Here is a 20,746-nt window from a genome sequence, read left to right on the forward strand (position 1 = left end):
CTTCGTACCCGTAGCACCTGATCCCGTAGGCCGCTGATGCCGCCTACGGGATCAGTCGTTTCCGCACCCGAACGCGCGTACACACGGCCACCCGAGCGGGTGCCCGTGCCCGCTCGGATCTGTTACTCACTTTCGGGTGACGGCGGGGGTCGCGGACGGGTGGCGCGGCATGGCGAACAAGCGCGGCAGACCAACACTGATGCGGCCACACCTGCTGAAGGGGCGTCAACCCGACACACCTTCACAAAAAGTGCACAGTACAGCCGACCATCACAACAATGTCGTTGATCGGCAACGCCCTCCGATTCCCGGACGTAGCGGAGCACTTCAGTCGGCAAGCTATGCGGTGTCCGGCCAGCAGGCCGGGTGCACGAACAGCGGGCCGACGGCACGATCCTGTCGCCGCGACCCGCCAGTACCCCAAGGGGGCACCCATGACCGCTTCGCAGACCTTCACGGCCCGTCGCCTGGCCGCCGCCGCTCTGTCCGCCGCCGCGCTGGTGGGGGCAGCCGCCCTGCCGGCGGCGGCCGACGGATCCGGGCCGCGCGATTCGCGGGTGGAGATCAGCAGGGTCCAGTACGACGCCCCGGGGCACGGCTCCAGGTCCAACCGCTCGCTGAACGAGGAGTGGGTGCAGATCACCAACAGCGGGCGCGACAGCGTGAACCTGGACGACTGGACGCTGTCCAACCGTCAGGGCCGCGTCTACACGTTCCGCCACCTGCGTCTGAACGGCCACTCCAGCGTCCGCGTCCACACCGGCTTCGGCCGTGACACCTACCGCGACGTCTACCAGGACCGCCGCAACTTCGTCTGGGACGACCGCGAGGACACCGCCACGCTCCGCAACGACCACCGTCGCTTGGTCGACACCATCACGTGGGACGCCAGGCACCACGGTAACGACGGTCGCCGCAACGGTGACGACGGTCGCGGCCACGGCGCCGACCACGGCCGCGGTCCGGGCCACGGCCACCGCTGACCCGGTGCGGGTCGAGGCCGGCGCACGGACTGCGCCGCCCTCGACCCGCGGCTGATCCCCCCTCTTCGCGCGGCGTGCCACGAACCATCTGTGGCACGCCGCCGTCTGTGTGCCCCGGCCGTCCAGGACCTCGTGGGCGGACCCCGGGACCCGTTGTCAGTGGCGGGCCCTAAAGTCACGGGCATGGCGACACTTCCGAACCCGCTGCCCTCGCTGGCGGCAGATCCGAGCGGGCGCGCGCTCGGCCTCCAACTCCCGCCCGGGAGACTGATCGACGCGACAGACGAGGGCCCGTGGCACGAGCCGCTGCTGTGGCACGCCGAGGGACCGGCGGCCCCCGGCGACTGGACCGCGCTGGGTTCCGCCCCGCGCACGGCCGGGCTGCTCCCCCTCCTCATCGAGGTTGGCGGCAGTCAGGGCGGCCCGGAGGAGTGGGAGCTGATGCCCGAGGAGGTGTCGTATCCGGGGGATCATGACGCCGACGAGGTGCTGGCGGGGTACTGGGAGGAGTACGCGGAGGACGAGCTGGAGCTCGACGCCGACGTGGACTACCCCGGCAAGGAGACGGTCGTCGAACTCTTCGGTGAGGCCGAGGAGTTCGCCGAGACGATCGCACCGCACGGCGTGCAGTGGCCCGGCCTCGCACCGGCCACCGCGGCCGACGCCGACCCGGACGACCGGGCCGCCGAGCTCGCCGACTCCCTCGCGGGCGGCGGCTCCTGGCTGAAGGAGCCGCGCCTCGCCCTGGTCCCGGCGCGCCGCAGCGCGGACATCCCGGCGGCGATCGGCTGGTCCGGCCCCGTCAACTACGAGGGCGACGTGGCCCGCCTCTGCACGGTTCTCCGCTCCTGGGAGGACCGCTTCGGCATACGGGTCGTGGCCCTCACCTTCGACCAGCTGGTCCTGTCGGTGGCGGCCCCGCCCACGACGGCTGCCGAGGCCGAGGCGGTGGCCGCCGAGCACTTCGCCTTCTGCCCGGACAACATCACGCAGGGCGAGGGGGAGACGCTGCGCGCGTACGCGGCGGACGAGGTGCTCGGCAAGAGGGTGTGGTCCTTCTGGTGGGACTGACCGCCGGTTGACCGACTCCCTTGTCGGGGGCGGAGCCCCCAGGTCGAGGAGGGGGCGGGTGGGGGTGGCGGGGGCGGGAGTCAGGGCTTGACGCCCGTCACCCCGTACACATTGATGTCCGCGTCCGTCACGTCATTGATGTCGAGATAGCGGATCTTCTCGATGTCGTCGAGGGTGGCGAGGTACGCGGGGTCCACCTGCTCGGGCAACGGCGCCGCACCGTCGGGCCGCCAGCGGTGCGCGGGCACGACACCCGGCTCGTCCAGTTCCAGCCCGTTCTCGGTGAAGAACCGCTCCACCTCGGCCCTGCTCCGCAGCACGAACGTGAACCCCCGCTCGGTGAACGTCCGTTGAACGGCCCGAATGCTCTCCGCGTGGAGGTCATCGGTCAGGTGGCTGAGGACGAGCCGGCTGCCCGAGGGCAACGCCTCCACCAGCTCACGCACGATCGGACGGGCCTCCTCGTCCTCGATGAAGTGCAGAACCGCCACCAGCACGAGCGCGATCGGCTGCTCGAAGTCGAGTGTCTTCGCGGCCCCTTCGAGGATCCGCGCGGGCTGCTTGAGGTCCGCGTCGATGTAGTCCGTCCGCCCCTCGGGCCCACTGGCGAGCAGCACACGCGCGTGATCGAGCACAACGGGGTCGTTGTCGACGTACACGACCCGCGAGTCCGGGGTGATCCGCTGCGCGATCTGGTGGACGTTCTCCTGCGTCGGCAGCCCCGTACCGATGTCCAGGAACTGCCGGATCCCCGCTTCCCGGGTCAGCGTGGTGATCGCCCGCCGCAGGAAATCCCGGTTGTGCCGGACATCGAGGTAACCCCGCGGATTGACCGCGAGCGCCGCGGCGGCCGCGGCCCGGTCGACCGGGTAGTTGTCCTTGCCCCCGAGGAGGACGTCGTAGACGCGCGCCGGGTGCGCCTTGCTGGTGTCGATCCTCCTTGCCGGCTCGGCGCGGTCCTGGCCAAGAGCATCACCGGGCATAAAGCCTCTCCCTGAAGAGTCGCGTTATTCAGCGGGCAACAACCCAACTCCCAGGGGCACTTGATAGTGCCCGTCCCCTACCTAGGCCCTGTCCGGCGGACGGGCCCTAACCCGTCGCGGCCGTCTGCCACTCGCTGCCGCCCAGCGGATAGTCGTACGCGGGCCGCCCCACATTCCCGCTCGTCCGGAACGGCTTCCCGTTGTCGTCGATACGCACCGTGCCACTGCGCGCCCCGCTGGACCAGTCGAGCTCCAGATACCAGCTCACGTCGTGCGCCCGCGCGTCCGCGAACACATAGAAGACCTCGGGGTCGGACTCGCTGACCTTGTACGGAAAGTCCCGCTGCCCGGCCTTGGGCGTAGTCACGGGCCGCCCCGCGTCGAGGTCCACGGCGAAGGACTTCGTCTCCACGCCTCCACCGCAGCCGACGCCCATCGCATAGTCGTTCCAGGCGAGCGGCGCGTCCTTCCCCACCACCCGTACATGCAGCCCGTTCAGGACCACGGTGGCCTTCCCGGTCCCCTGCACGGTCAGCGCGAGCATCTGCTCCTGACCGGCGACCCCGCCGAGCGCCGTGACCCACCCGCGCGCGTCCGACTCGTTCGGCGGCGGGGGCACCTGCGCGGCCTTCCGGTTCACCAGGTAGTGCTGGCTGCACGGCCCGTCCCACTTGTACGGGTTGGTGGCCACGACAGGTGCGGTGGCACCGCCGGCGACCGCTTGGCCCGTACTCCCACTCGAAGCCGCCGCCGAGACGGACGCCTCGGGCCCGCCACCGCGCGTGGCGGAGGCGGAGGCGGAGGTGCTGACCGAGGCGGAAGGCTTCCGGTGCTTGTCATCGGGCGACGCCGTCCCCCGCGAGCCCTCCCGGGGGCCGGCCGACGCGGCGGCCCCCACCTCCTCCCGCCCTCCGTTGCGCCCGCCGTTCCCGTCCGGCACGAACCGCACCGCGAGCGCGGCCGACGCCAGCACCGCGGCGACGGCGACCGAGGCGAGCAGGACCGTACGCCGCCGCCGGCCCCCTGCCGAAGCCTCGCCCGAGGGACCGACCGAGGGCTCGCCCACAACCTCCGAAGCCAGACCCTCGGCGCCTGAAGCCACCTCAGGAGCCGTGGGCGCCGCGGGTGGTGCCCCCTTCTGCCCCCGCAGCGCATCCGCCCGTACCCACCGCCGATGCAGCTCCACCAGTTCCTCGGGAGTCGCCCCGCATACCCGCGCGAGCCGCTCCACGGGCGCGTAGTCGGTCGGTACGGCGTCCCCGTTGACGTACCGATGCAGCGTGGACGTACTCACGTGCAGCCGCTTCGCGAGCACCCCGTAACTGAGTCCGGACCGCTCCTTCAGCTCCCGCAGCAGCCCCGCGAACTCGTCCCCGTCCACCGTTCCTCCATCCCCCGTGTCCCGGGCCGCGTTCCAGGGGGACGGTGTTCCCCCTGGTCAGACCCCATACGAACGTTCCGGCGTCCCGTATCCCCCGGCAACCGTGGCGGCCGGGACGGATCACCCGACAAGCTGTGGTCATCCAAGCACGCCGCTCCCCTCGACCGGTCGAGCGGCTGTCGACCAGGCACACCCACAGGGGGATCACCCATGTCCGCACGCACCGCCCGCACCCGTCTCCTCGCCGCCACGACGGTCGCGCTCGCCGCGCTCGCCCTCTCGGCCTGCGACAACGGAAAGGGCGTACGTGACGAGGGCCCGTCCGCCGCGTCCGGTTCCTCCTCGCGGACGAGCGGGTCCGCTACCGCCGGCGGTACGACGGCGAAGCCGGCGGGCGGGACGGGGGGCTCGACCGCCGCCCCGAAGGGCAACAGCACAGGGGGTACCACCACGTCGGGCACCGGCACGACGGGCACCAGCGGCGGCTCCGGCTCCACCGGAAAGAACGGCGCGGGCACCACAACCACCCGGAACCCCGCCTGCAACGGCACCAACACCAAGACCACCGCGACCGAGGTGTCCCGCCCCCTCAACCACCTGCTCCTCACCGTCACCAACACCGGCGCGAAGAACTGTGACCTGACCGGCTACCCGATCGCCCGCTTCGGCGAGGCCCAGTCGGTCCCGCCGGTCGCCGAGTCGACCCACCCGCAGGCGGTCGTCACGCTGGCCTCGGGCGAGTCCGGCTACGCGGGCGTCCTGCTCTCGGCCGCCGACGGCAGCGGCGGCAACGGCTACACGGCCAAGACCCTCGTCGTCAGCTTCGCCAAGGGCAGCAGCGCGACCCCGGCACTGCCGTCCAAGGGCGTCTACGTGGACGACAAGCTCACGGTGACCTACTGGCAGCAGAGCCTGGACGACGCGCTGGCCTACTGAGCGGCTGTCAGGTCCTGGGAACTGTTCGTTGGACAGGCCCTAGCGAAGCTTCTGCGCGACCTCGGTGGCCCAGTAGGTGAGGATGTTCTGGGCGCCGGCCCGCTTGATGCCGGTCAGCGTCTCCAGGATCGCCTTGTCGCGGTCGATCCAGCCCTTCTCGGCCGCCGCCTCGACCATCGAGTACTCGCCGGAGATCTGGTACGCGGCGACGGGCACGTCGACGGAGTCCGCGACCCGCGCGAGGATGTCCAGATACGGTCCCGCCGGCTTCACCATCACCATGTCGGCCCCCTCCTCCAGATCGAGAGCCAACTCCCGCATGGACTCCCGCACGTTGGCGGGGTCCTGCTGGTACGTCTTGCGGTCGCCCTTCAGCGAGGAGCCGACGGCCTCCCGGAAGGGCCCGTAGAAGGCGGAGGAGTACTTCGCGGTGTAGGCGAGGATCGCGACGTCCTCGCGCCCGATCTGGTCCAGGGCGTCCCGGATGACCCCGATCTGCCCGTCCATCATCCCGCTGGGCCCCACCACGTGCGCCCCGGCGTCGGCCTGGACCTGGGCCATCTCGGCGTACCGCTCCAGGGTCGCGTCGTTGTCGACGCGGCCTTCCGCGTCGAGCACCCCGCAGTGTCCGTGATCGGTGGTCTCGTCGAGACACAGATCGGACATGACGAGCAGTCCGTCGCCGACCTCGGCGCGCACGTCGCGAAGGGCGACCTGCAGAATCCCGTCCGGATCGGTCCCGGGAGTTCCGACGGCGTCCTTCTTCGACTCCTCCGGCACGCCGAAGAGCATGATCCCGGAGATCCCGGCCTCCACGGCCTCCAGAGCGGCCTTCTTCAGGCTGTCGCGCGTGTGCTGCACGACGCCGGGCATCGCCGCGATGGGGACCGGCTCGCTCACGCCCTCCCGCACGAACGCGGGGAGGATGAAGTCGGCGGGGTGCAGCCGGGTCTCGGCGACCATGCGCCGCATGACCGGCGTCGTACGCAGCCGCCGCGGCCGCGCACCGGGAAAGGATCCGTACTTCGTCATGTCCTCTACGCTACGCCCGCCCCTCGACCCCCCTTGCCGACACCGTGCCGGTACCCGATTCGCACGCCGGACGAGCTGGAGGCCTTCAGGGGCGCGGGGAACCGCACGCCCAGCCCCCACCCACCCGCAGCCGAAAAAACACCGGGGGTATGAGGGGCGAAGCCCCCATACCCCCTACGCACCCCTGCGCACCCTTACGTCGTACGACGCCTCCGCCCCCCCGGCCGACGCTCACTCGGCCGAGTAACCGGATCCCCCGCCTCCGCGGCGGCGGCCCTCCGCCGGAGACCGAAGTCCGCCAACGCCTCGGCCAGCTTGTGCACGGACGGCTCCGGAGCCATCACGTCGACCCGCAGCCCGTGCTCCTCCGCCGTCTTGGCGGTGGCCGGACCGATACAGGCGATCACCGTCACGTTGTGCGGCTTGCCCGCGATGCCCACGAGATTCCGTACCGTCGAGGACGACGTGAAGAGTACGGCGTCGAAGCCGCCTCCCTTGATCGCCTCCCGCGTCTCCGCCGGCGGCGGCGAGGCGCGCACGGTCCGGTAGGCCGTGACGTCGTCGACCTCCCAGCCCAGCTCGATGAGCCCCGCGACCAGCGTCTCGGTGGCGATGTCGGCACGCGGCAGGAACACCCGGTCGATCGGGTCGAACACCGGGTCGTACGGCGGCCAGTCCTCCAGAAGCCCCACGGCCGACTGCTCACCGCTCGGCATCAGGTCCGGCTTCACGCCGAAGGCGACCAGCGCCTTCGCCGTCTGCTCCCCCACCGCGGCGACCTTGATCCCCGCGAAGGCCCGGGCGTCGAGCCCGTACTCCTCGAACTTCTCCCGCACGGCCTTGACCGCGTTCACGGACGTGAAGGCGATCCACTCGTAGCGGCCCGTCACCAGGCCCTTGACCGCGCGCTCCATCTGCTGCGGCGTCCGCGGCGGCTCGACGGCGATCGTCGGCACCTCGTGCGGCACAGCGCCGTAGGAACGCAGTTGGTCGGAGAGCGAGACCGCCTGCTCCTTCGTCCGCGGCACGAGCACCTTCCAGCCGAACAGCGGCTTGGACTCGAACCACGAGAGCTGCTCACGCTGAGCCGCGGCGGAACGCTCACCGACCACGGCTATCACCGGGCGCCCACCGTCCGGGGACGGCAGCACCTTCGCCTGCTTCAGGGTCTGGGCGATCGTCCCGAGCGTGGCCGACCAGGTCCGCTGACGCGTCGTCGTACCGGCGATCGTCACCGTCATCGGCGTGTCCGGCTTGCGGCCGGCCGCGACCAGCTCACCCGCGGCGGCGGCCACGGAGTCCAGCGTCGACGAGACGACCACCGTCCCGTCCGACGCGCCGACCTCGGTCCAGCACCGGTCGGAGGCCGTGCGCGCGTCGACGATCCGCACGTCGGCGCCCTGCGCGTCACGCAGCGGCACACCGGCGTACGCGGGCACGCCCACGGCCGCGGCGACGCCCGGCACGACTTCGAACGGCACGCCGGCGGCGGCGCAGGCCAGCATCTCCTCGGCGGCGTACGTGTCGAGCCCGGGGTCACCGGAGACCGCACGCACGACCCGCTTGCCGCCCCGCGCGGCCTCCATGACAAGATTGGCAGCGCCCCTCAACGCGGGGTCACCAGCGGTCGTTGACACGGCGTCAACAACCGCTAGTTGAGGCGTGCCTGTGCTCGGATACGTACTGGAAGACGTGCCCAAAGGCGTCCCCCCGTCCGTATCCGTACTCATTACGGCGACGCCTTGTCTGGCGTGGACGCGGACCATGTCGAGTACCTCGTACTCGGCGACGAGAACGTCCGCGTTCGCCAGCGCCTCGACGGCGCGCAGTGTCAGTAGTCCCGGATCTCCGGGTCCGGCACCGAGGAAGGTGACGTGCCCGTGTTCGGGACCGGCGGGAAGGGTGGTGGGGCTCAATGTGCTCGCTCCCCCATCAGACCGGCCGCGCCCTTGGCAAGCATCTCGGCGGCGAGTTCACGGCCGAGCGCCATTGCTTGGTCATGTGTCTCGGGCACGGGACCGGTGGTGGACAGCTGCACCAGCGTCGTGCCGTCGGTCGTGCCGACGACGCCGCGCAGGCGCATCTCCTTGACAATCTGCCCGTCGGCCAAAAGGTCGGCGAGAGCACCCACGGGTGCGCTGCAGCCGGCCTCCAGGGCGGCGAGCAGGGACCGCTCGGCGGTCACGGCGGCCCGGGTGAACGGGTCGTCGAGTTCGCCGAGCACGGCGACGAGATCCGCGTTGTCCGCGGCACACTCGATCGCCAGGGCCCCCTGGCCGGGGGCGGGCAAAACGGTGTCGACGGACAGGAAGTCCGTCACGTCCTCTATCCGCCCCAGGCGGCCGAGGCCGGCGGCGGCGAGCACGACGGCGTCGAGCTCCCCGCTGCGCACGTATCCGATCCGCGTATCGACGTTCCCACGGATCGGGACCGTCTCGATCGTCATCCCGTGGTCGCGGGCGTACGCGTTCAGCTGGGCCATCCGGCGCGGCGAACCGGTGCCGACGCGCGCGCCGTCCGGAAGCTCCTCGAAGCGCAGCCCGTCGCGGGCGACGAGGACGTCACGCGGGTCCTCGCGCAGCGGCACGGCGGCCAGCACGAGCTCGTCGGGCTGCCCGGTCGGCAGGTCCTTGAGCGAGTGCACGGCGAAGTCGATCTCGCCGAGCAGCAGCGCCTCGCGCAGCGCGGTGACGAAGACGCCCGTGCCGCCGATCTGGGCAAGGTGCTCACGGGAGGTGTCGCCGTACGTCGTGATCTCCACGAGCTCGACGGGCCTGCCGGTCACCTGGCTCACGGCCTTCGCCACCAGCCCGGACTGGGCCATGGCGAGCTTGCTGCGCCTGGTCCCCAGCCTCAGTGCGGCCTTCTCATCTGGTCGCCCCTGGGGCGCTCCAGCCTGCCCCTGCGGCGCACGTGGCTCACGTGGCTCACTCATGCTCGCCCTCGGTTCTTGGCGTTCTCGTTGTTGTTCTCGGCCCGCGAGATGGAGGCGACCGTCTCGGGGTCCAGGTCGAACAGGGTTCGCAGCGCGTCCGCGTACCCGGCGCCACCGGGTTCGGCGGCCAGTTGCTTGACCCGTACGGTCGGCGCGTGCAGCAGCTTGTCGACGACGCGCCGCACGGTCTGTGTGATCTCGCCCCGCTGCTTGTCGTCGAGGTCCGGCAGCCGCCCGTCCAGCCGCGCGATCTCGCTCGCGACGAGGTCGGCGGCCATGGTGCGCAGCGCCACGACGGTGGGGGTGATGTGGGCCGCCCGCTGGGCGGCGCTGAACGCGGCCACCTCGTCGGAAACGATCCTTCGCACCTGGTCCACGTCCGCCGCCATCGGCGCGTCCGCGGACGCCTCGGCCAGCGACTCGATGTCGACGAGCCGCACGCCGAGCAGCCGGTGCACGGCCGCGTCGATGTCACGGGGCATGGCGAGGTCCAGCAGAGAGAGCACGGGCGCGGGCCGGGGGGCCTCGGCGACCGGTTCGGGCCTGCGGCGCTCGGGCACCCGGCCGACGGTGGCGACGGCCAGGACGAGTGCGGCGATGGCGTCGGCGTCGGCCTCCGGGTCGAGTACGGCAGCCCCGCGCGGGGCGCGGGCCGCGACATCGCCCTTGTCCACCCAGGCCGCGTGCTGCTCCAGCTCGGCGGCGCCCATCCCGGCCACGGCGGCCTCGCCGAGCACGGAGAAGCCGGCCGTGCCCTGCACGGCGGACAGGTCGAGCGGGCAGTCGTCGTCGGTGCCGACGCTCGTGGGAGCGAGCTGCGCCGGGTCGCCCACGGCCGCGGACGACGCCGTACGGCCGAAGTCGGCACCCCGCGCGGCGGGCTTCGCCGTGACCACGGGCTCTCCCGTACGTCCTTCCACGGCCGCCGCGACCGACTCGGCCGTCAGGACGAGCCCGGTGGCGCCGGTGCACGAGATGGCGATGTCGGCACGTGTCAGCTCGACCGGCACCGAATCCATCGGTACCGCGCGGGCCAGCACGTCCGTGCCGCCGCCCTCGTTCTCGTTGAGGATCTGGGCGAGCCGCTCCGCACGGTCCGGCGTGCGGTTGGCGATGACGATCTCGGACACTCCGGCGCGCGCGAGTGTCGCCGCGGCCAGCGACGACATCGAGCCCGCGCCGATGACGAGGGCCTTCTTGCCCTTGGCCCACACGTCGACGGCGGTGCCGCCCGACAACTGCTGGAGGCCGAAGGTGACGAGGGACTGCCCGGCCCGGTCGATGCCGGTCTCGTAGTGCGCACGCTTGCCGACCCGCAGCGACTGCTGGAACAGGTCGTTCAGCAGCCGGCCCGCGGTGTGCTGCTCCTGCGCGGTGGCGAGCGTGTCCTTGATCTGGCCGAGGATCTGGCCCTCGCCCACGACCATCGAGTCGAGGCCGCAGGCCACCGAGAAGAGGTGGTGGACGGCCCGGTCCTCGTAGTGCACGTAGAGGTGGGGGGTGAGCTCGTCGAGGCCGACCCCGCTGTGCTGGGCGAGCAGCGTGGACAGCTCGGCGACGCCCGCGTGGAACTTGTCCACGTCGGCGTACAGCTCGATGCGGTTGCATGTGGCGAGCAGCGTGGCCTCGGCGGCCGGCTCGGCGGCGACCGTGTCCTGCAGCAGCTTGACCTGGGCGTCCGCGTTCAGCGTGGCCCGCTCCAGGACGCTGACCGGGGCGCTGCGGTGGCTCAGCCCGACGACGAGGAGACTCATGCCGGCATCACGGCGGGGACGTCCCCGTCAGGCCCTTTGCCGTTGTTCTCCTGGGCGGCCTGGGCCACGGCGGCGGCACCGGCCTGGGCCTCGGCCTCCTCGCCGGCCTTGCGCTGCTCGTGGAAGGCGAGGATCTGCAGCTCGATGGAGAGATCGACCTTGCGTACGTCGACGCCGTCCGGGACGGACAGGACGGTCGGCGCGAAGTTGAGGATGGAGGTGACTCCGGCCGCGACCAGGCGGTCGCAGACCTGCTGGGCCACGCCCGGCGGGGTGGTGATGACGCCGATGGAGACGCCGTTCTCGTCGATGATCTTCTCGAGGCCGTCGCTGTGCTGCACGGCGATCCCGGCGACCTGCTTTCCGGCCATCTCGGGATCGGCGTCGATCAGCGCGGCGACCCGGAAACCACGGGAGGCGAACCCGCCGTAGTTGGCCAGTGCGGCGCCGAGGTTACCGATACCGACGATCACTACCGGCCAGTCCTGGGTCAGGCCCAGCTCACGGGAGATCTGGTACACGAGATACTCGACGTCGTATCCCACACCACGCGTCCCGTAGGAACCGAGGTAGGAGAAGTCCTTGCGCAGCTTCGCGGAGTTGACCCCCGCCGCAGCCGCGAGCTCCTCGGAGGAGACGGTGGGTACCGAGCGCTCCGACAGTGCGGTGAGGGCTCGGAGGTACAGCGGAAGCCGGGCGACGGTGGCCTCGGGAATCCCTCGGCTGCGGGTCGCCGGTCGGTGAGTTCGGCCAGTTGCCACGGTGCTCCTGCGGGTAGCGCGGGGCTGCAGGCGGTCACACGTACCTAGACCGCCCCGTCGAATGCAGGCTATGTCTTTGTGAACGCGTGCACAAAGATGGTGTCCGATTTGCCCGGGCAACGTGACGGGGGTCACGCGCTCTCGGCGCGCCTGTGTGGAACCGGCGCGCGCACGACTTCGTTCCGCACCTGAAGGGGGCAAAACCGCACACTCTCCTCAACGAATCCCGCCCCCGAGACCAATCGCCGTCGATCCTAGGCGACTTTCCGGACCCGCTGGACTCACGGGTCAGGACGGAGTCCGGACCCGATAACGGCACAATCCGGGCGGAGCGCCGCGCCTCGCCGCGCCAGGCGGCGCCGCTACGGAGCGAGGGCTTTGCGCAGTCGCGCCTCGTCCACACGCCAGAAGGTGTGCTGCGCCCCGTCCACCAGCACCACGGGGATCTGCTCCCAGTAGGCACGGTGCAGCTCTTCATCCTCGGTGATGTCCTTGTGCTCCCAGGGGACCCCGAGATCCCCACACACCTTCTCCACCACTTCTTGTGCGTCATCACACAGATGACAACCAGGCTTCCTGATGAGCGTGACCAGCCGCTCCGAGGGCGCCTTCTGCGTCGTACGGCGCTCACCGCGCCGGAACATGGAACTCATACGGGTCATTCTCCCGCCACCCGCGCGACGCCGACGTGCCGGTCGGACGACTTCTTTAACGGCTCGGTCGCGGAGAGTTCACAGCATCGAATCCTCTCGACTCCGGAAGCTCCGAACAAACTGGCTATGCTCACGACATGGCCGCTCTCGGATGGCTCACTCCCCGTAGGCGCTCCGCCACCGCGCGGAGCGTGTTGGCAGGCGAGGCCTCGGCGGAGGCAGCGCGCAAGTCCTCCCAGGAACTGGAGGAACTAGCCCACGACGCCGCGCCCGGCGCCGACGCGCCCGACCGGGAACCAGAGTTCCCGGTCCTCGGCGACGAGAAGGCCGCGGCCTTCTTCGACCTCGACAACACCGTGATGCAAGGCGCCGCCCTCTTCCACTTCGGCCGGGGCCTGTACAAACGGAAGTTCTTCGAGACCCGCGACCTCGCCCGATTCGCCTGGCAACAGGCGTGGTTCAGGCTGGCCGGTATCGAGGACCCGGAACACATGCAGGACGCCCGTGACTCGGCGCTCTCGATCGTCAAAGGCCACCGTGTCGCGGAGCTGATGTCGATCGGCGAGGAGATCTACGACGAGTACATGGCCGAACGCATCTGGCCCGGCACCCGCGCCCTCGCCCAGGCCCACCTGGACGCGGGCCAGAAGGTCTGGCTGGTCACGGCGGCCCCCGTGGAGATCGCCACGGTGATCGCCCGCCGGCTGGGCCTGACCGGGGCGCTGGGCACGGTCGCGGAGTCGGTGGACGGCGTCTACACGGGCAAGCTGGTGGGCGAGCCGCTGCACGGCCCGGCGAAGGCGGAAGCCGTCCGCGCGCTGGCCGCCGCCGAGGGGCTCGACCTCTCGCGCTGCGCCGCCTACAGCGACTCCCACAACGACATCCCCATGCTGTCCCTGGTCGGCCACCCCTACGCGATCAACCCGGACGCGAAACTCCGCAAGCACGCCCGTACGTTCGAGTGGCGTCTGCGTGACTACCGCACGGCCCGCAAGGCCGCGAAGGTCGGCATCCCCGCCGCGGCCGGCGTCGGCGCCGTGGCCGGCGGCACAGCCGCCGCCATCGCCCTCCACCGCCGCCGCCGCTGACCATCCCCCGGGTGCCGCACCCCGGCCAGCGGGGCTTCGCCCCCCCCCCATCCCCACCCACCCCGATCCGCCCGACTGACGGCGGGCGGGGGCTTCGCCCCGCATCCCCCACCCACCCCGACTCGCTCGGCCGACGGCCGGTGGAGGCTTGGCGCGCAGTTCCTCGCGCCCCTAAAGGCCCCGGCCCGCATCCTTCAGCCCGTCCGGCGTTTGAGGACGAGGCCGTTCAGGCCGATGCGGGGGTCTGGGGGCGGCAGCCCCCGGCCGGGTCGAAGGGGCGGAGCCCCTGGGAATGGGACGGGTAGGGGCGGCGGGGGCGAGGGACACGGCCCAGGGCACCGCCCCGGACGTCGGCCAATCCCCTGTCCTACCCCCCTGACCCCCCATCCAGTCACCTCACCCCCACACGGCCACAACACGCCCCGCACCCAGACGGAACCCGAACCCATCCGATCAACAAACGGTCACTGTCTGGCACTTGAATAGGCGTCAATCGGTTACAGAAGCGACGTAATCGACGATTTGAGCAACTCGGTGTAGCGCTGCCTGTACGAAGCGTTATTCTCCTCAGACGCAAACCGGTACCCCTCCGTCGCTACGACGGGTGAACGGTCCCGCACTGCACGTGATGGAAGCTCTGCCTCTGGGAGTCCCGTGTACTCACACGTCGGGGTTGACGCCTCGGGCCTGGCTACGCTGCGCGCAACGGTCCTGGACCGCTTGCGCGGCTTCGTCCCCACCGCGTACGCCGTCCCCGCCCTCGCCGCCGTCCCCGCGCCCCTCGGCCCTTGCTACGCCCTGGCCGAGGGCAGCGCGGCGGTCGGCAGACGAGGCCGCTCGGGCTCGGCCGCCACGCCCACCGCACGCCGCCCGGCCGCAGACAGCGACAGCGCCCGGATGATGGACCTCGTGGAGCGCGCCCAGGCCGGCGAGGCCGACGCCTTCGGCCGCCTCTACGACCAGTACAGCGACACCGTGTACCGCTACATCTACTACCGCGTCGGCGGCAAGGCGACCGCCGAGGACCTCACCAGCGAGACGTTCCTGCGCGCCCTGCGCCGCATCGGAACGTTCACCTGGCAGGGCCGAGACTTCGGCGCCTGGCTGGTCACCATCGCCCGCAACCTGGTCGCGGACCACTTCAAATCGAGCCGATTCCGACTCGAAGTGACCACCGGCGAAATGCTCGACGCGAACGAGGTCGAGCGCAGCCCCGAGGACTCCGTCCTGGAGTCACTGTCGAACGCGGCCCTGCTCGACGCCGTACGACGGCTCAATCCTCAGCAGCAGGAGTGCGTCACCCTGCGCTTCCTGCAAGGGCTCTCGGTCGCCGAGACCGCCCGGGTGATGGGCAAGAACGAGGGAGCGATCAAGACCCTCCAGTACCGAGCCGTCCGCACCCTGGCGCGACTCCTCCCGGACGACGCCCGCTGAAACCCGTACGAACGCCATAGCGATCCCGCACGCTCAGCGACGCCCAACTCACCTTCCGTAAAGGTGCGTTGACTTCGCGGCCCGATCATCCATCGTCCGTAACCCAAGTGCCGCGACGCTCGTTGTGCGGGATACAGGCTCCCTGTGGTCACGACCCGGCCACCGCCGATCACTCGATCGTGTGGATGCGCTCGGGGCGTGCAACCCTCAGGACCCCCTGGGGAGTCGACCGTCTTGACGAGAGGAGGTGCCGCCAGTGATCGCGAACGTATCGGCACACCGGCGGGCGAACGCCTTCGCCCAGGCCCTGGAGGAGCATTCCGACCAGGGCACGGCGGCCGAGCAGCCCGATGGATCGGCACCGTCCCAGGCTGCGTCGGAACAGACCGAGCAGGGCCTTCTGCTGGCCCTCGCCACCGGTCTCGGCGCGCTGCCCAAACCGGAGCTGGACCCCGAGGTCAAAATCGTGCAGCGAGCGCAGCTCGTGGCCGCGATGGAGGCCATGCTGCTGGAAGGCACCGCCGCGGGGGGCGAAGGTCCGGACCGTTCCGTGCCCGAGCAGCGCTCGCACCGGGCACGGGGCGCGCACCGGGCGACCGGACTGGGGAAGCTGCGACCGCGTTCGCGTTTGTCCAAGGGCCTGGCCGCGGGCGGGCTCACCGTGGGCGTGGCCGCGGGAGCCTTCGGCGGCGTGGCCGCCGCCAGCTCCGACGCCCTGCCCGGTGACTCGCTCTACGGGCTCAAGCGAGGCATGGAGGACATCAAGCTCGGCCTGGCCCACGGCGACAGCGACCGCGGCGAGCTCTACCTCGACCAGGCGTCCACACGCCTGAGCGAGGCACGCCGGCTGATGGAGCGCGGCCGCTCCGGCCACCTCGACCACGAGTCACTGGGCGAGATCCGCCGCGCGCTGTCGGGCATGCAGCACGACGCCTCCGAGGGCCACCGCCTGCTGTACGAGGCATATGAGCGGGACGGCTCGCTGGGCCCCCTCCAGACCCTGTCCGCCTTCGCACAGTCGCACCGCCAGGCCTGGGGCGCGCTGCGTGACCGGCTGCCCGTCCAGCTCGGCGACGTCAGTCAGCAGGTCTCGTCGGTGTTCGCCGCCATAGACGAGGAGGTCGACCCACTGCTCCCGGGAACCCCGGCGAAGGAAGGCACGGGCCGTCACCGGGGTGCCAGTTCGGACGCCCCCGGCTCGTCGTCCGGCACGGACCGTCCGGCGCCCAGCGCCAGCAGCGGCTCCACCGCCGGCAGCCACAGCAGCACCGGCAACCCGAAGCCGTCCAGCTCGAGCAGCACCGGCGAGGGCCTGCTCGGCGGCACCACGGGCGGCCTCCTGGACCCGCCCAAGGACACCACCAGCTCATCCCCGTCGGCCGGCAAGTCCAGCCCGACAAGCGGCGCGCCGGACGTCACCCTGCCCCCGCTGCTGCCCGGTCTCCTGCCGGGCCTGGGCATCGACAGCGAGGACAACGGGTAACTCCGTTACGAGGCTGGGGGCGCCCTTCTCAGAAAGGGCGCCCCCAGCCTCGTACATCTGTCCGAAGGAAACCGACCGCCGGGCGAACCCGCCTGCCGGAAGCAGACCAGCCGTCAGAAGAAGACCGATCGGCGCTGCACCAACAACTTGTACAGCGTGTGCTGGATCTGCTCCCTGACCTGGTCCGTCAGGTTGAACATCAGCATCGGGTCCTCGACGGCCTCCGGCGGATAGCCGTCCGTGGGAATCGGCTCGCCGAACTGGATCGTCCACTTCGTGGGGAGCGGCACGGCACCCAGCGGACCCAGCCACGGGAAGGTCGGCGTGATCGGGAAGTACGGGAAGCCCAGCAGCCGCGCCAACGTCTTCGCGTTGCCGATCATCGGGTAGATCTCCTCCGCGCCGACGATCGAGCACGGAATGATCGGGACGCCCTGCCGCAGGGCCGTCGACACAAAACCGCCCCTGCCGAAACGTTGCAGCTTGTAGCGCTCGCTGAACGGCTTCCCGATGCCCTTGAAGCCCTCCGGCATCACGCCCACCAGTTCGCCGCGCTCCAGGAGCCGTTCGGCGTCCTCGGCGCAGGCGAGGGTGTGACCGGCCTTGCGGGCCAGCTCGTTGACCACCGGCAGCATGAAGACCAGGTCGGCCGCGAGGAGGCGCAGATGGCGGCTCTCGGGGTGGTTGTCGTGGACGGCGACCTGCATCATCAGGCCGTCCAGCGGGAGGGTGCCCGAGTGGTTGGCGACGATCAGGGCGCCGCCGTCGGTCGGGATGTTCTCGATGCCCTTCACCTCGACCCGGAAGTACTTCTCGTACAGCGGGCGGATCAGGGACATCAGGACCTGCTCGGTGAGCTCCTGGTCGTACCCGAAGTCATCGATCTCGTAGTCCCCGGTGAGACGCCGGCGCAGAAAGGCGAGGCCACCGGCGACGCGCCGTTCCAGCCCGCCGCCCTCCCGCGCCTGCGACGTCGACGGCGCGTTCTTCGGCGTCGACGGCTGAGGCGGCTGTTCCTCACGCGTCACAGGAACATCATCCTGCGGGAAGGGCCGGTCGGGCAGGGGCTGGACCTCACGTACCACCACGGGATCGCCCTTGCGCCGGTTCCCCGCGGCCCGCCGCCGCGGCGGGCGCTGCACAGCACCCCCGCGCGACCGGTCGTCGTCGAACGGAATGACCTTGGCGTCCGCCATCGTCGATGCGCTCCTCAGTTGGCGCTCAGTGTCGGGGGGTGGCCGCCGCCCACATGACGCAGCGCGGCGATCCGGTCGACGGCCCCCGCGAGGGCCTCGGGGGGCAGGAGTCCGGGCCCCCGGCTGCGTGCGAAGTCCGCGAACGTCTCCGCGGTCGAGTATCTCGGTTTATAGCCCAGCGTCTCGCGCATCTGGTTCGTCGACACGACCCTGCCGTGGGTGAGCAGCCGCAGCTGCTCGGGGGAGAAGTCCGTCACGCCCAGGGTACGCACCGCCGTGCCCGCCCAGCTGAGCGCCGGCAGTAGCAGGGGCACCGTGGGACGCCCCAGCCGTCGGGCGCACTGCGAGAGCAACAGGACGCCGTCTCCGGCGATGTTGAAGGTTCCGCTGTTGAGAGTGCCGCGCTCCGGATCGTCCGAGGCGATCCGCAGCACCTCGATCACGTCGTCCTCGTGCACGAACTGCAGCCGCGGGTCGTAGCCGAAGACGGTCGGCAGCACCGGCAGCGCGAAGTACGAGGCGAGCGGCGAGTCGGCGCTCGGCCCGAGGATGTTCGCGAACCGCAGCACACACACGGCGACGTCGGGGCGCCGCCGCGCGAAGCCACGCACATACCCCTCGACCTCCACCGTGTCCTTCGCGAAGCCGCCGCTGGGCAGCGACTTGGGCGGGGTGGTCTCGGTGAACACGGCCGGATCCCGCGGCGCGGACCCGTAGACGTTCGTACTGGACTTCACGACCAGCCGCTTGACCGACGGGGACTTCTGGCAGGCGCCCAGCAGCTGCATGGTGCCGATGACGTTGGTCTCCTTGACCGTCGTCCGGCTGCCACCGCCCAGCGCGATGCCCGTCACGTCCATGTGGACGACCGTGTCGACGGAGTGCTCGGCGAGCACGCGGGCGATCGTGGGCTGGCGGATGTCGGCCTGGACGAACTCGGCCCCGCCCAGATGGTGCTCGGGCAGCACCGCGTCCACGGCGATCACCCGGTCAACCTGGGGGTCACGCTGGATCCGTCGTACGAACCGGCCTCCCAGTTGACGAGCCACTCCGGTGACGAGCACGACCTTCCCCAAGATCAGCGCCTCTCTTCCCGTTCTGCGCGTAAGCGGACGTAGCTCTGCTCGTACCCTGCCGTGTTCCCCGTGTGCCGCCAACCTAGCGGGTTGATGTTGCGCTGTGATGACCGCCCGATGCACGAAGTGACGACAGCCACAGACATACGATCAGACCAAGCCACACGGCACATGGGCGTACGCACAGCATCGCCCTCGGGAGCCCTCGCGCAGGAGACGCGCGCCGCTCCCCGCGGAAAGTACCCGCTCTGGGCGAAAGCCGCCGCGACGGAGGAGGCCGGTACGAAGGAACCCGGTTCCGGAGGAACCCGGTGCGGCGGGAGAGCGGGCCCCGCCCCAGGGCCCCGGTCGGGCCCGGGCCGGAAAACGGCTGTGGCCCCCCACCGGCTGGTGGGGGGCCACAGAGCGCGCCGTTCGCAGCGCTCGCACAAGCGCAAAGACGAGCCCCGGCGATGCGGGGCACGGCCCTACTTCTTGTTGCGACGCTGAACGCGAGTGCGCTTGAGCAGCTTGCGGTGCTTCTTCTTGGCCATCCGCTTGCGCCGCTTCTTGATAACAGAGCCCACGACTACCCTCGCTCACTTCTCTTTACTCGGTGCTGGGCTGCATGGGCCCACACGACCTATGAGGGGCCAGCCTACCCGTCCGAGCGCCGAGGTCGTAATCGAGGGGATCCGAGTGGATTCCCGAGGCGGCCACAAGGGCCTCTCGGGAACCCCTCGGAGCAACCGTCAGGCCGTCTCCACCCCCACATAGCTCTCGCGGAGGTACTCGTGAACCGCTTGCTCCGGCACCCGGAAGGACCTCCCCACCCGGATCGCCGGCAGATGACCGCTGTGCACCAAGCGGTACACGGTCATCTTCGACACTCGCATCACCGAGGCGACTTCCGCCACGGTAAGGAACTGAACCTCGTTCAGAGGCCTCTCGCCAGCTGCAGCCATGACACACCTGAACCTTCCGCACTCGACGGCCACCGGCTTCCCCTTCCGGTGACTCTTCGTCGTTGCGTGCTCACTCCCCAATGTAGGGGCGGGTGATGCGAGTGGGGAAGAGGGGATGCCATCGGCCGCCTACTGTGACAGACACGCTCGATTGAGTACATAGCGAGTAAGCGGTCGGTAGTAATCAGACCGCACAGCGTCATCAAGCGGAACGACGACGGACACCCGCCCCTCTGCCTCTCCGACGAAGAGCGCAGGATCGTCCGTATCGGCCAGCCCCATGGCCTCGAACCCCAGCTGACCTGCTCCGCAGACCCAACCGTGGTCCCCGATGACGAGCTCCGGGAGCGGTCCGCCGGCCTCCGCGGCGGCCGCCAGAACGGTCCGAACCGGGAGCGGCGAGTGGGTGTGTGCGCCGGTCGCACCACCGGGGGCTTGCGCGCCGGGTTCGCGTACCAACGCGACACCTTGTACGTAGTCAAGGTTGTACGTGCGTAGACCGAACCGGGTCGTTATGTCGACAGAGCTACCCTGCGCGGGGGTGAGGACGGTACATCCCGCCGCCGACAGGGCGTCCGCGAGGGCGGCGTAGAAACCGAGCAGACGGTGCGGATGACCGGTCCCGAGGAGCACCGCCTCACGCCTTCGGGCCGCCGTTCCGAGCCGCGCCGCGAAGGAATCGAGCGCGGCCAAAGTCCGCTCAGGGTCGATCACATCATGCCCGCTCGTGTGCGTCGGGTCGGCCGAAACTCCACACTTGTCCGCCATCAACTCGATCAGGTCCCGGGGTCCCCATGTCCACTCGGGATCGAGCCCGATCAACACACGGGGGTCACGGGCCACGAAGAGCCGATAACTCCGCAGACTCTCCTCACGCGAGGTGGCAACGGGCCCGGCCAACCGGGCCGCCAGCAGGTGCGCACGTAATGCTCCGGTGCTCAACACGACAGCGATGCTGACGCACCCGAGCCCTCTTCACCCGAATTTCCCGAAAACGCCCCACAGTTGGCGTAATGCACACTCTGCCCCGGCTGTC

19 protein-coding genes are annotated in these 20,746 nt (G+C 70.5%); 6 read left to right on the forward strand and 13 right to left on the reverse strand.

Features of this window, described 5'->3' with window-relative positions:
• Window positions 1-434 precede the first annotated feature (434 nt).
• Entirely contained in the window at window positions 435-983 is a 549-nt protein-coding gene (locus OG819_RS10280; RefSeq protein ID WP_266649030.1) for a lamin tail domain-containing protein, read from the forward strand.
• A gap of 183 nt (window positions 984-1,166) precedes the next feature.
• The gene (locus OG819_RS10285; protein ID WP_266627304.1) at window positions 1,167-2,054 is read left to right on the forward strand and encodes a DUF4253 domain-containing protein; all 888 of its coding nucleotides are present in this window, start codon (window positions 1,167-1,169) and stop codon (window positions 2,052-2,054) included.
• An 80-nt stretch (window positions 2,055-2,134) separates the two neighbouring features.
• Here OG819_RS10285 and OG819_RS10290 read toward each other — a convergent pair whose 3' ends face one another.
• Complete coding sequence (locus OG819_RS10290; RefSeq protein WP_266649032.1) at window positions 2,135-3,037, reverse strand: SAM-dependent methyltransferase; 903 nt, start codon at window positions 3,035-3,037, stop codon at window positions 2,135-2,137.
• Window positions 3,038-3,143: 106 nt separating this feature from the next.
• Window positions 3,144-4,418 carry a helix-turn-helix transcriptional regulator gene (locus OG819_RS10295; protein WP_266649034.1) on the reverse strand — a complete coding sequence of 425 codons (1,275 nt, stop codon included), beginning with the start codon at window positions 4,416-4,418 and terminating at the stop codon, window positions 3,144-3,146.
• A 210-nt stretch (window positions 4,419-4,628) separates the two neighbouring features.
• Between OG819_RS10295 and OG819_RS10300 the strand changes: the two genes are divergently transcribed.
• A complete protein-coding gene (locus OG819_RS10300; protein ID WP_266649036.1) occupies window positions 4,629-5,354 on the forward strand; it encodes a DUF4232 domain-containing protein in 726 nt (241 codons plus the stop codon).
• 39 nt (window positions 5,355-5,393) lie between these two features.
• On the opposite strand, the gene hemB is transcribed toward OG819_RS10300, so the two are convergent.
• From hemB to OG819_RS10330, 6 genes are all read right to left on the reverse strand, one after another.
• Window positions 5,394-6,386: a porphobilinogen synthase gene (gene hemB, locus OG819_RS10305; protein ID WP_266649038.1), complete on the reverse strand. Its 993-nt coding sequence runs from the start codon at window positions 6,384-6,386 to the stop codon at window positions 5,394-5,396.
• A 194-nt stretch (window positions 6,387-6,580) separates the two neighbouring features.
• Window positions 6,581-8,302 carry a uroporphyrinogen-III synthase gene (locus OG819_RS10310; protein WP_266649040.1) on the reverse strand — a complete coding sequence of 574 codons (1,722 nt, stop codon included), beginning with the start codon at window positions 8,300-8,302 and terminating at the stop codon, window positions 6,581-6,583.
• Entirely contained in the window at window positions 8,299-9,321 is a 1,023-nt protein-coding gene (hemC, locus tag OG819_RS10315) for a hydroxymethylbilane synthase (protein WP_266437705.1), read from the reverse strand. Before hemC ends, OG819_RS10310 begins: the two co-directional genes overlap by 4 nt.
• Complete coding sequence (locus tag OG819_RS10320; protein ID WP_266627292.1) at window positions 9,318-11,075, reverse strand: glutamyl-tRNA reductase; 1,758 nt, start codon at window positions 11,073-11,075, stop codon at window positions 9,318-9,320. The genes hemC and OG819_RS10320 overlap by 4 nt, the downstream gene beginning before the upstream one ends.
• On the reverse strand, window positions 11,072-11,836 hold the full coding sequence (locus tag OG819_RS10325; protein ID WP_266584608.1) for a redox-sensing transcriptional repressor Rex: 765 nt from the start codon (window positions 11,834-11,836) through the stop codon (window positions 11,072-11,074). Before OG819_RS10325 ends, OG819_RS10320 begins: the two co-directional genes overlap by 4 nt.
• A 362-nt stretch (window positions 11,837-12,198) precedes the next feature.
• Window positions 12,199-12,498 carry a glutaredoxin family protein gene (locus tag OG819_RS10330; RefSeq protein ID WP_266437715.1) on the reverse strand — a complete coding sequence of 100 codons (300 nt, stop codon included), beginning with the start codon at window positions 12,496-12,498 and terminating at the stop codon, window positions 12,199-12,201.
• 128 nt (window positions 12,499-12,626) lie between these two features.
• On the opposite strand from OG819_RS10330, the gene OG819_RS10335 reads away from it, so the two are divergent.
• The 3 genes from OG819_RS10335 to OG819_RS10345 all read left to right on the forward strand — a co-directional run bounded on the left by OG819_RS10335 (window position 12,627) and on the right by OG819_RS10345 (window position 16,494).
• Window positions 12,627-13,577 (forward strand): HAD family phosphatase, encoded by a 951-nt coding sequence (locus OG819_RS10335; RefSeq protein ID WP_266437718.1) that lies wholly within the window; start codon window positions 12,627-12,629, stop codon window positions 13,575-13,577.
• A 654-nt stretch (window positions 13,578-14,231) separates the two neighbouring features.
• Window positions 14,232-15,011, forward strand: coding sequence for an ECF subfamily RNA polymerase sigma factor, BldN family (locus tag OG819_RS10340; protein ID WP_054230018.1), 780 nt, complete (start codon window positions 14,232-14,234; stop codon window positions 15,009-15,011).
• A 256-nt stretch (window positions 15,012-15,267) separates the two neighbouring features.
• Window positions 15,268-16,494, forward strand: coding sequence for a DUF5667 domain-containing protein (locus OG819_RS10345; RefSeq protein ID WP_266627289.1), 1,227 nt, complete (start codon window positions 15,268-15,270; stop codon window positions 16,492-16,494).
• A gap of 113 nt (window positions 16,495-16,607) precedes the next feature.
• Here OG819_RS10345 and OG819_RS10350 read toward each other — a convergent pair whose 3' ends face one another.
• The 5 genes from OG819_RS10350 to OG819_RS10370 form a co-directional block, all read right to left on the reverse strand.
• Complete coding sequence (locus OG819_RS10350; RefSeq protein WP_266649042.1) at window positions 16,608-17,690, reverse strand: lysophospholipid acyltransferase family protein; 1,083 nt, start codon at window positions 17,688-17,690, stop codon at window positions 16,608-16,610.
• Between the two features lie 14 nt (window positions 17,691-17,704).
• On the reverse strand, window positions 17,705-18,766 hold the full coding sequence (locus OG819_RS10355) for an NAD-dependent epimerase/dehydratase family protein (protein WP_266437727.1): 1,062 nt from the start codon (window positions 18,764-18,766) through the stop codon (window positions 17,705-17,707).
• Between the two features lie 467 nt (window positions 18,767-19,233).
• On the reverse strand, window positions 19,234-19,332 hold the full coding sequence (locus OG819_RS10360; protein ID WP_003948845.1) for an AURKAIP1/COX24 domain-containing protein: 99 nt from the start codon (window positions 19,330-19,332) through the stop codon (window positions 19,234-19,236).
• 165 nt (window positions 19,333-19,497) lie between these two features.
• Complete coding sequence (locus OG819_RS10365; RefSeq protein WP_004984898.1) at window positions 19,498-19,710, reverse strand: helix-turn-helix domain-containing protein; 213 nt, start codon at window positions 19,708-19,710, stop codon at window positions 19,498-19,500.
• Between the two features lie 129 nt (window positions 19,711-19,839).
• A complete protein-coding gene (locus OG819_RS10370; RefSeq protein WP_266584607.1) occupies window positions 19,840-20,655 on the reverse strand; it encodes a phosphatase in 816 nt (271 codons plus the stop codon).
• Window positions 20,656-20,746 lie beyond the last annotated feature (91 nt).

It is taken from the genome of Streptomyces sp. NBC_01549 (assembly GCF_026339955.1).
Lineage (GTDB): Bacteria > Actinomycetota > Actinomycetes > Streptomycetales > Streptomycetaceae > Streptomyces.

What these genes read in the sequence shown, in the direction of transcription:
- OG819_RS10350 (WP_266649042.1), bottom strand. Translation starts at nt 17,690, where the DNA reads ATGGCGGACGCCAAGGTCATTCCGTTCGACGACGACCGGTCGCGCGGG.
- OG819_RS10330 (WP_266437715.1), bottom strand. Translation starts at nt 12,498, where the DNA reads ATGACCCGTATGAGTTCCATGTTCCGGCGCGGTGAGCGCCGTACGACG.
- OG819_RS10290 (WP_266649032.1), bottom strand. Translation starts at nt 3,037, where the DNA reads ATGCCCGGTGATGCTCTTGGCCAGGACCGCGCCGAGCCGGCAAGGAGG.
- OG819_RS10280 (WP_266649030.1), top strand. Translation starts at nt 435, where the DNA reads ATGACCGCTTCGCAGACCTTCACGGCCCGTCGCCTGGCCGCCGCCGCT.
- OG819_RS10300 (WP_266649036.1), top strand. Translation starts at nt 4,629, where the DNA reads ATGTCCGCACGCACCGCCCGCACCCGTCTCCTCGCCGCCACGACGGTC.
- OG819_RS10365 (WP_004984898.1), bottom strand. Translation starts at nt 19,710, where the DNA reads ATGGCTGCAGCTGGCGAGAGGCCTCTGAACGAGGTTCAGTTCCTTACC.
- OG819_RS10320 (WP_266627292.1), bottom strand. Translation starts at nt 11,075, where the DNA reads ATGAGTCTCCTCGTCGTCGGGCTGAGCCACCGCAGCGCCCCGGTCAGC.
- hemC (WP_266437705.1), bottom strand. Translation starts at nt 9,321, where the DNA reads ATGAGTGAGCCACGTGAGCCACGTGCGCCGCAGGGGCAGGCTGGAGCG.
- OG819_RS10335 (WP_266437718.1), top strand. Translation starts at nt 12,627, where the DNA reads ATGGCCGCTCTCGGATGGCTCACTCCCCGTAGGCGCTCCGCCACCGCG.
- OG819_RS10285 (WP_266627304.1), top strand. Translation starts at nt 1,167, where the DNA reads ATGGCGACACTTCCGAACCCGCTGCCCTCGCTGGCGGCAGATCCGAGC.
- hemB (WP_266649038.1), bottom strand. Translation starts at nt 6,386, where the DNA reads ATGACGAAGTACGGATCCTTTCCCGGTGCGCGGCCGCGGCGGCTGCGT.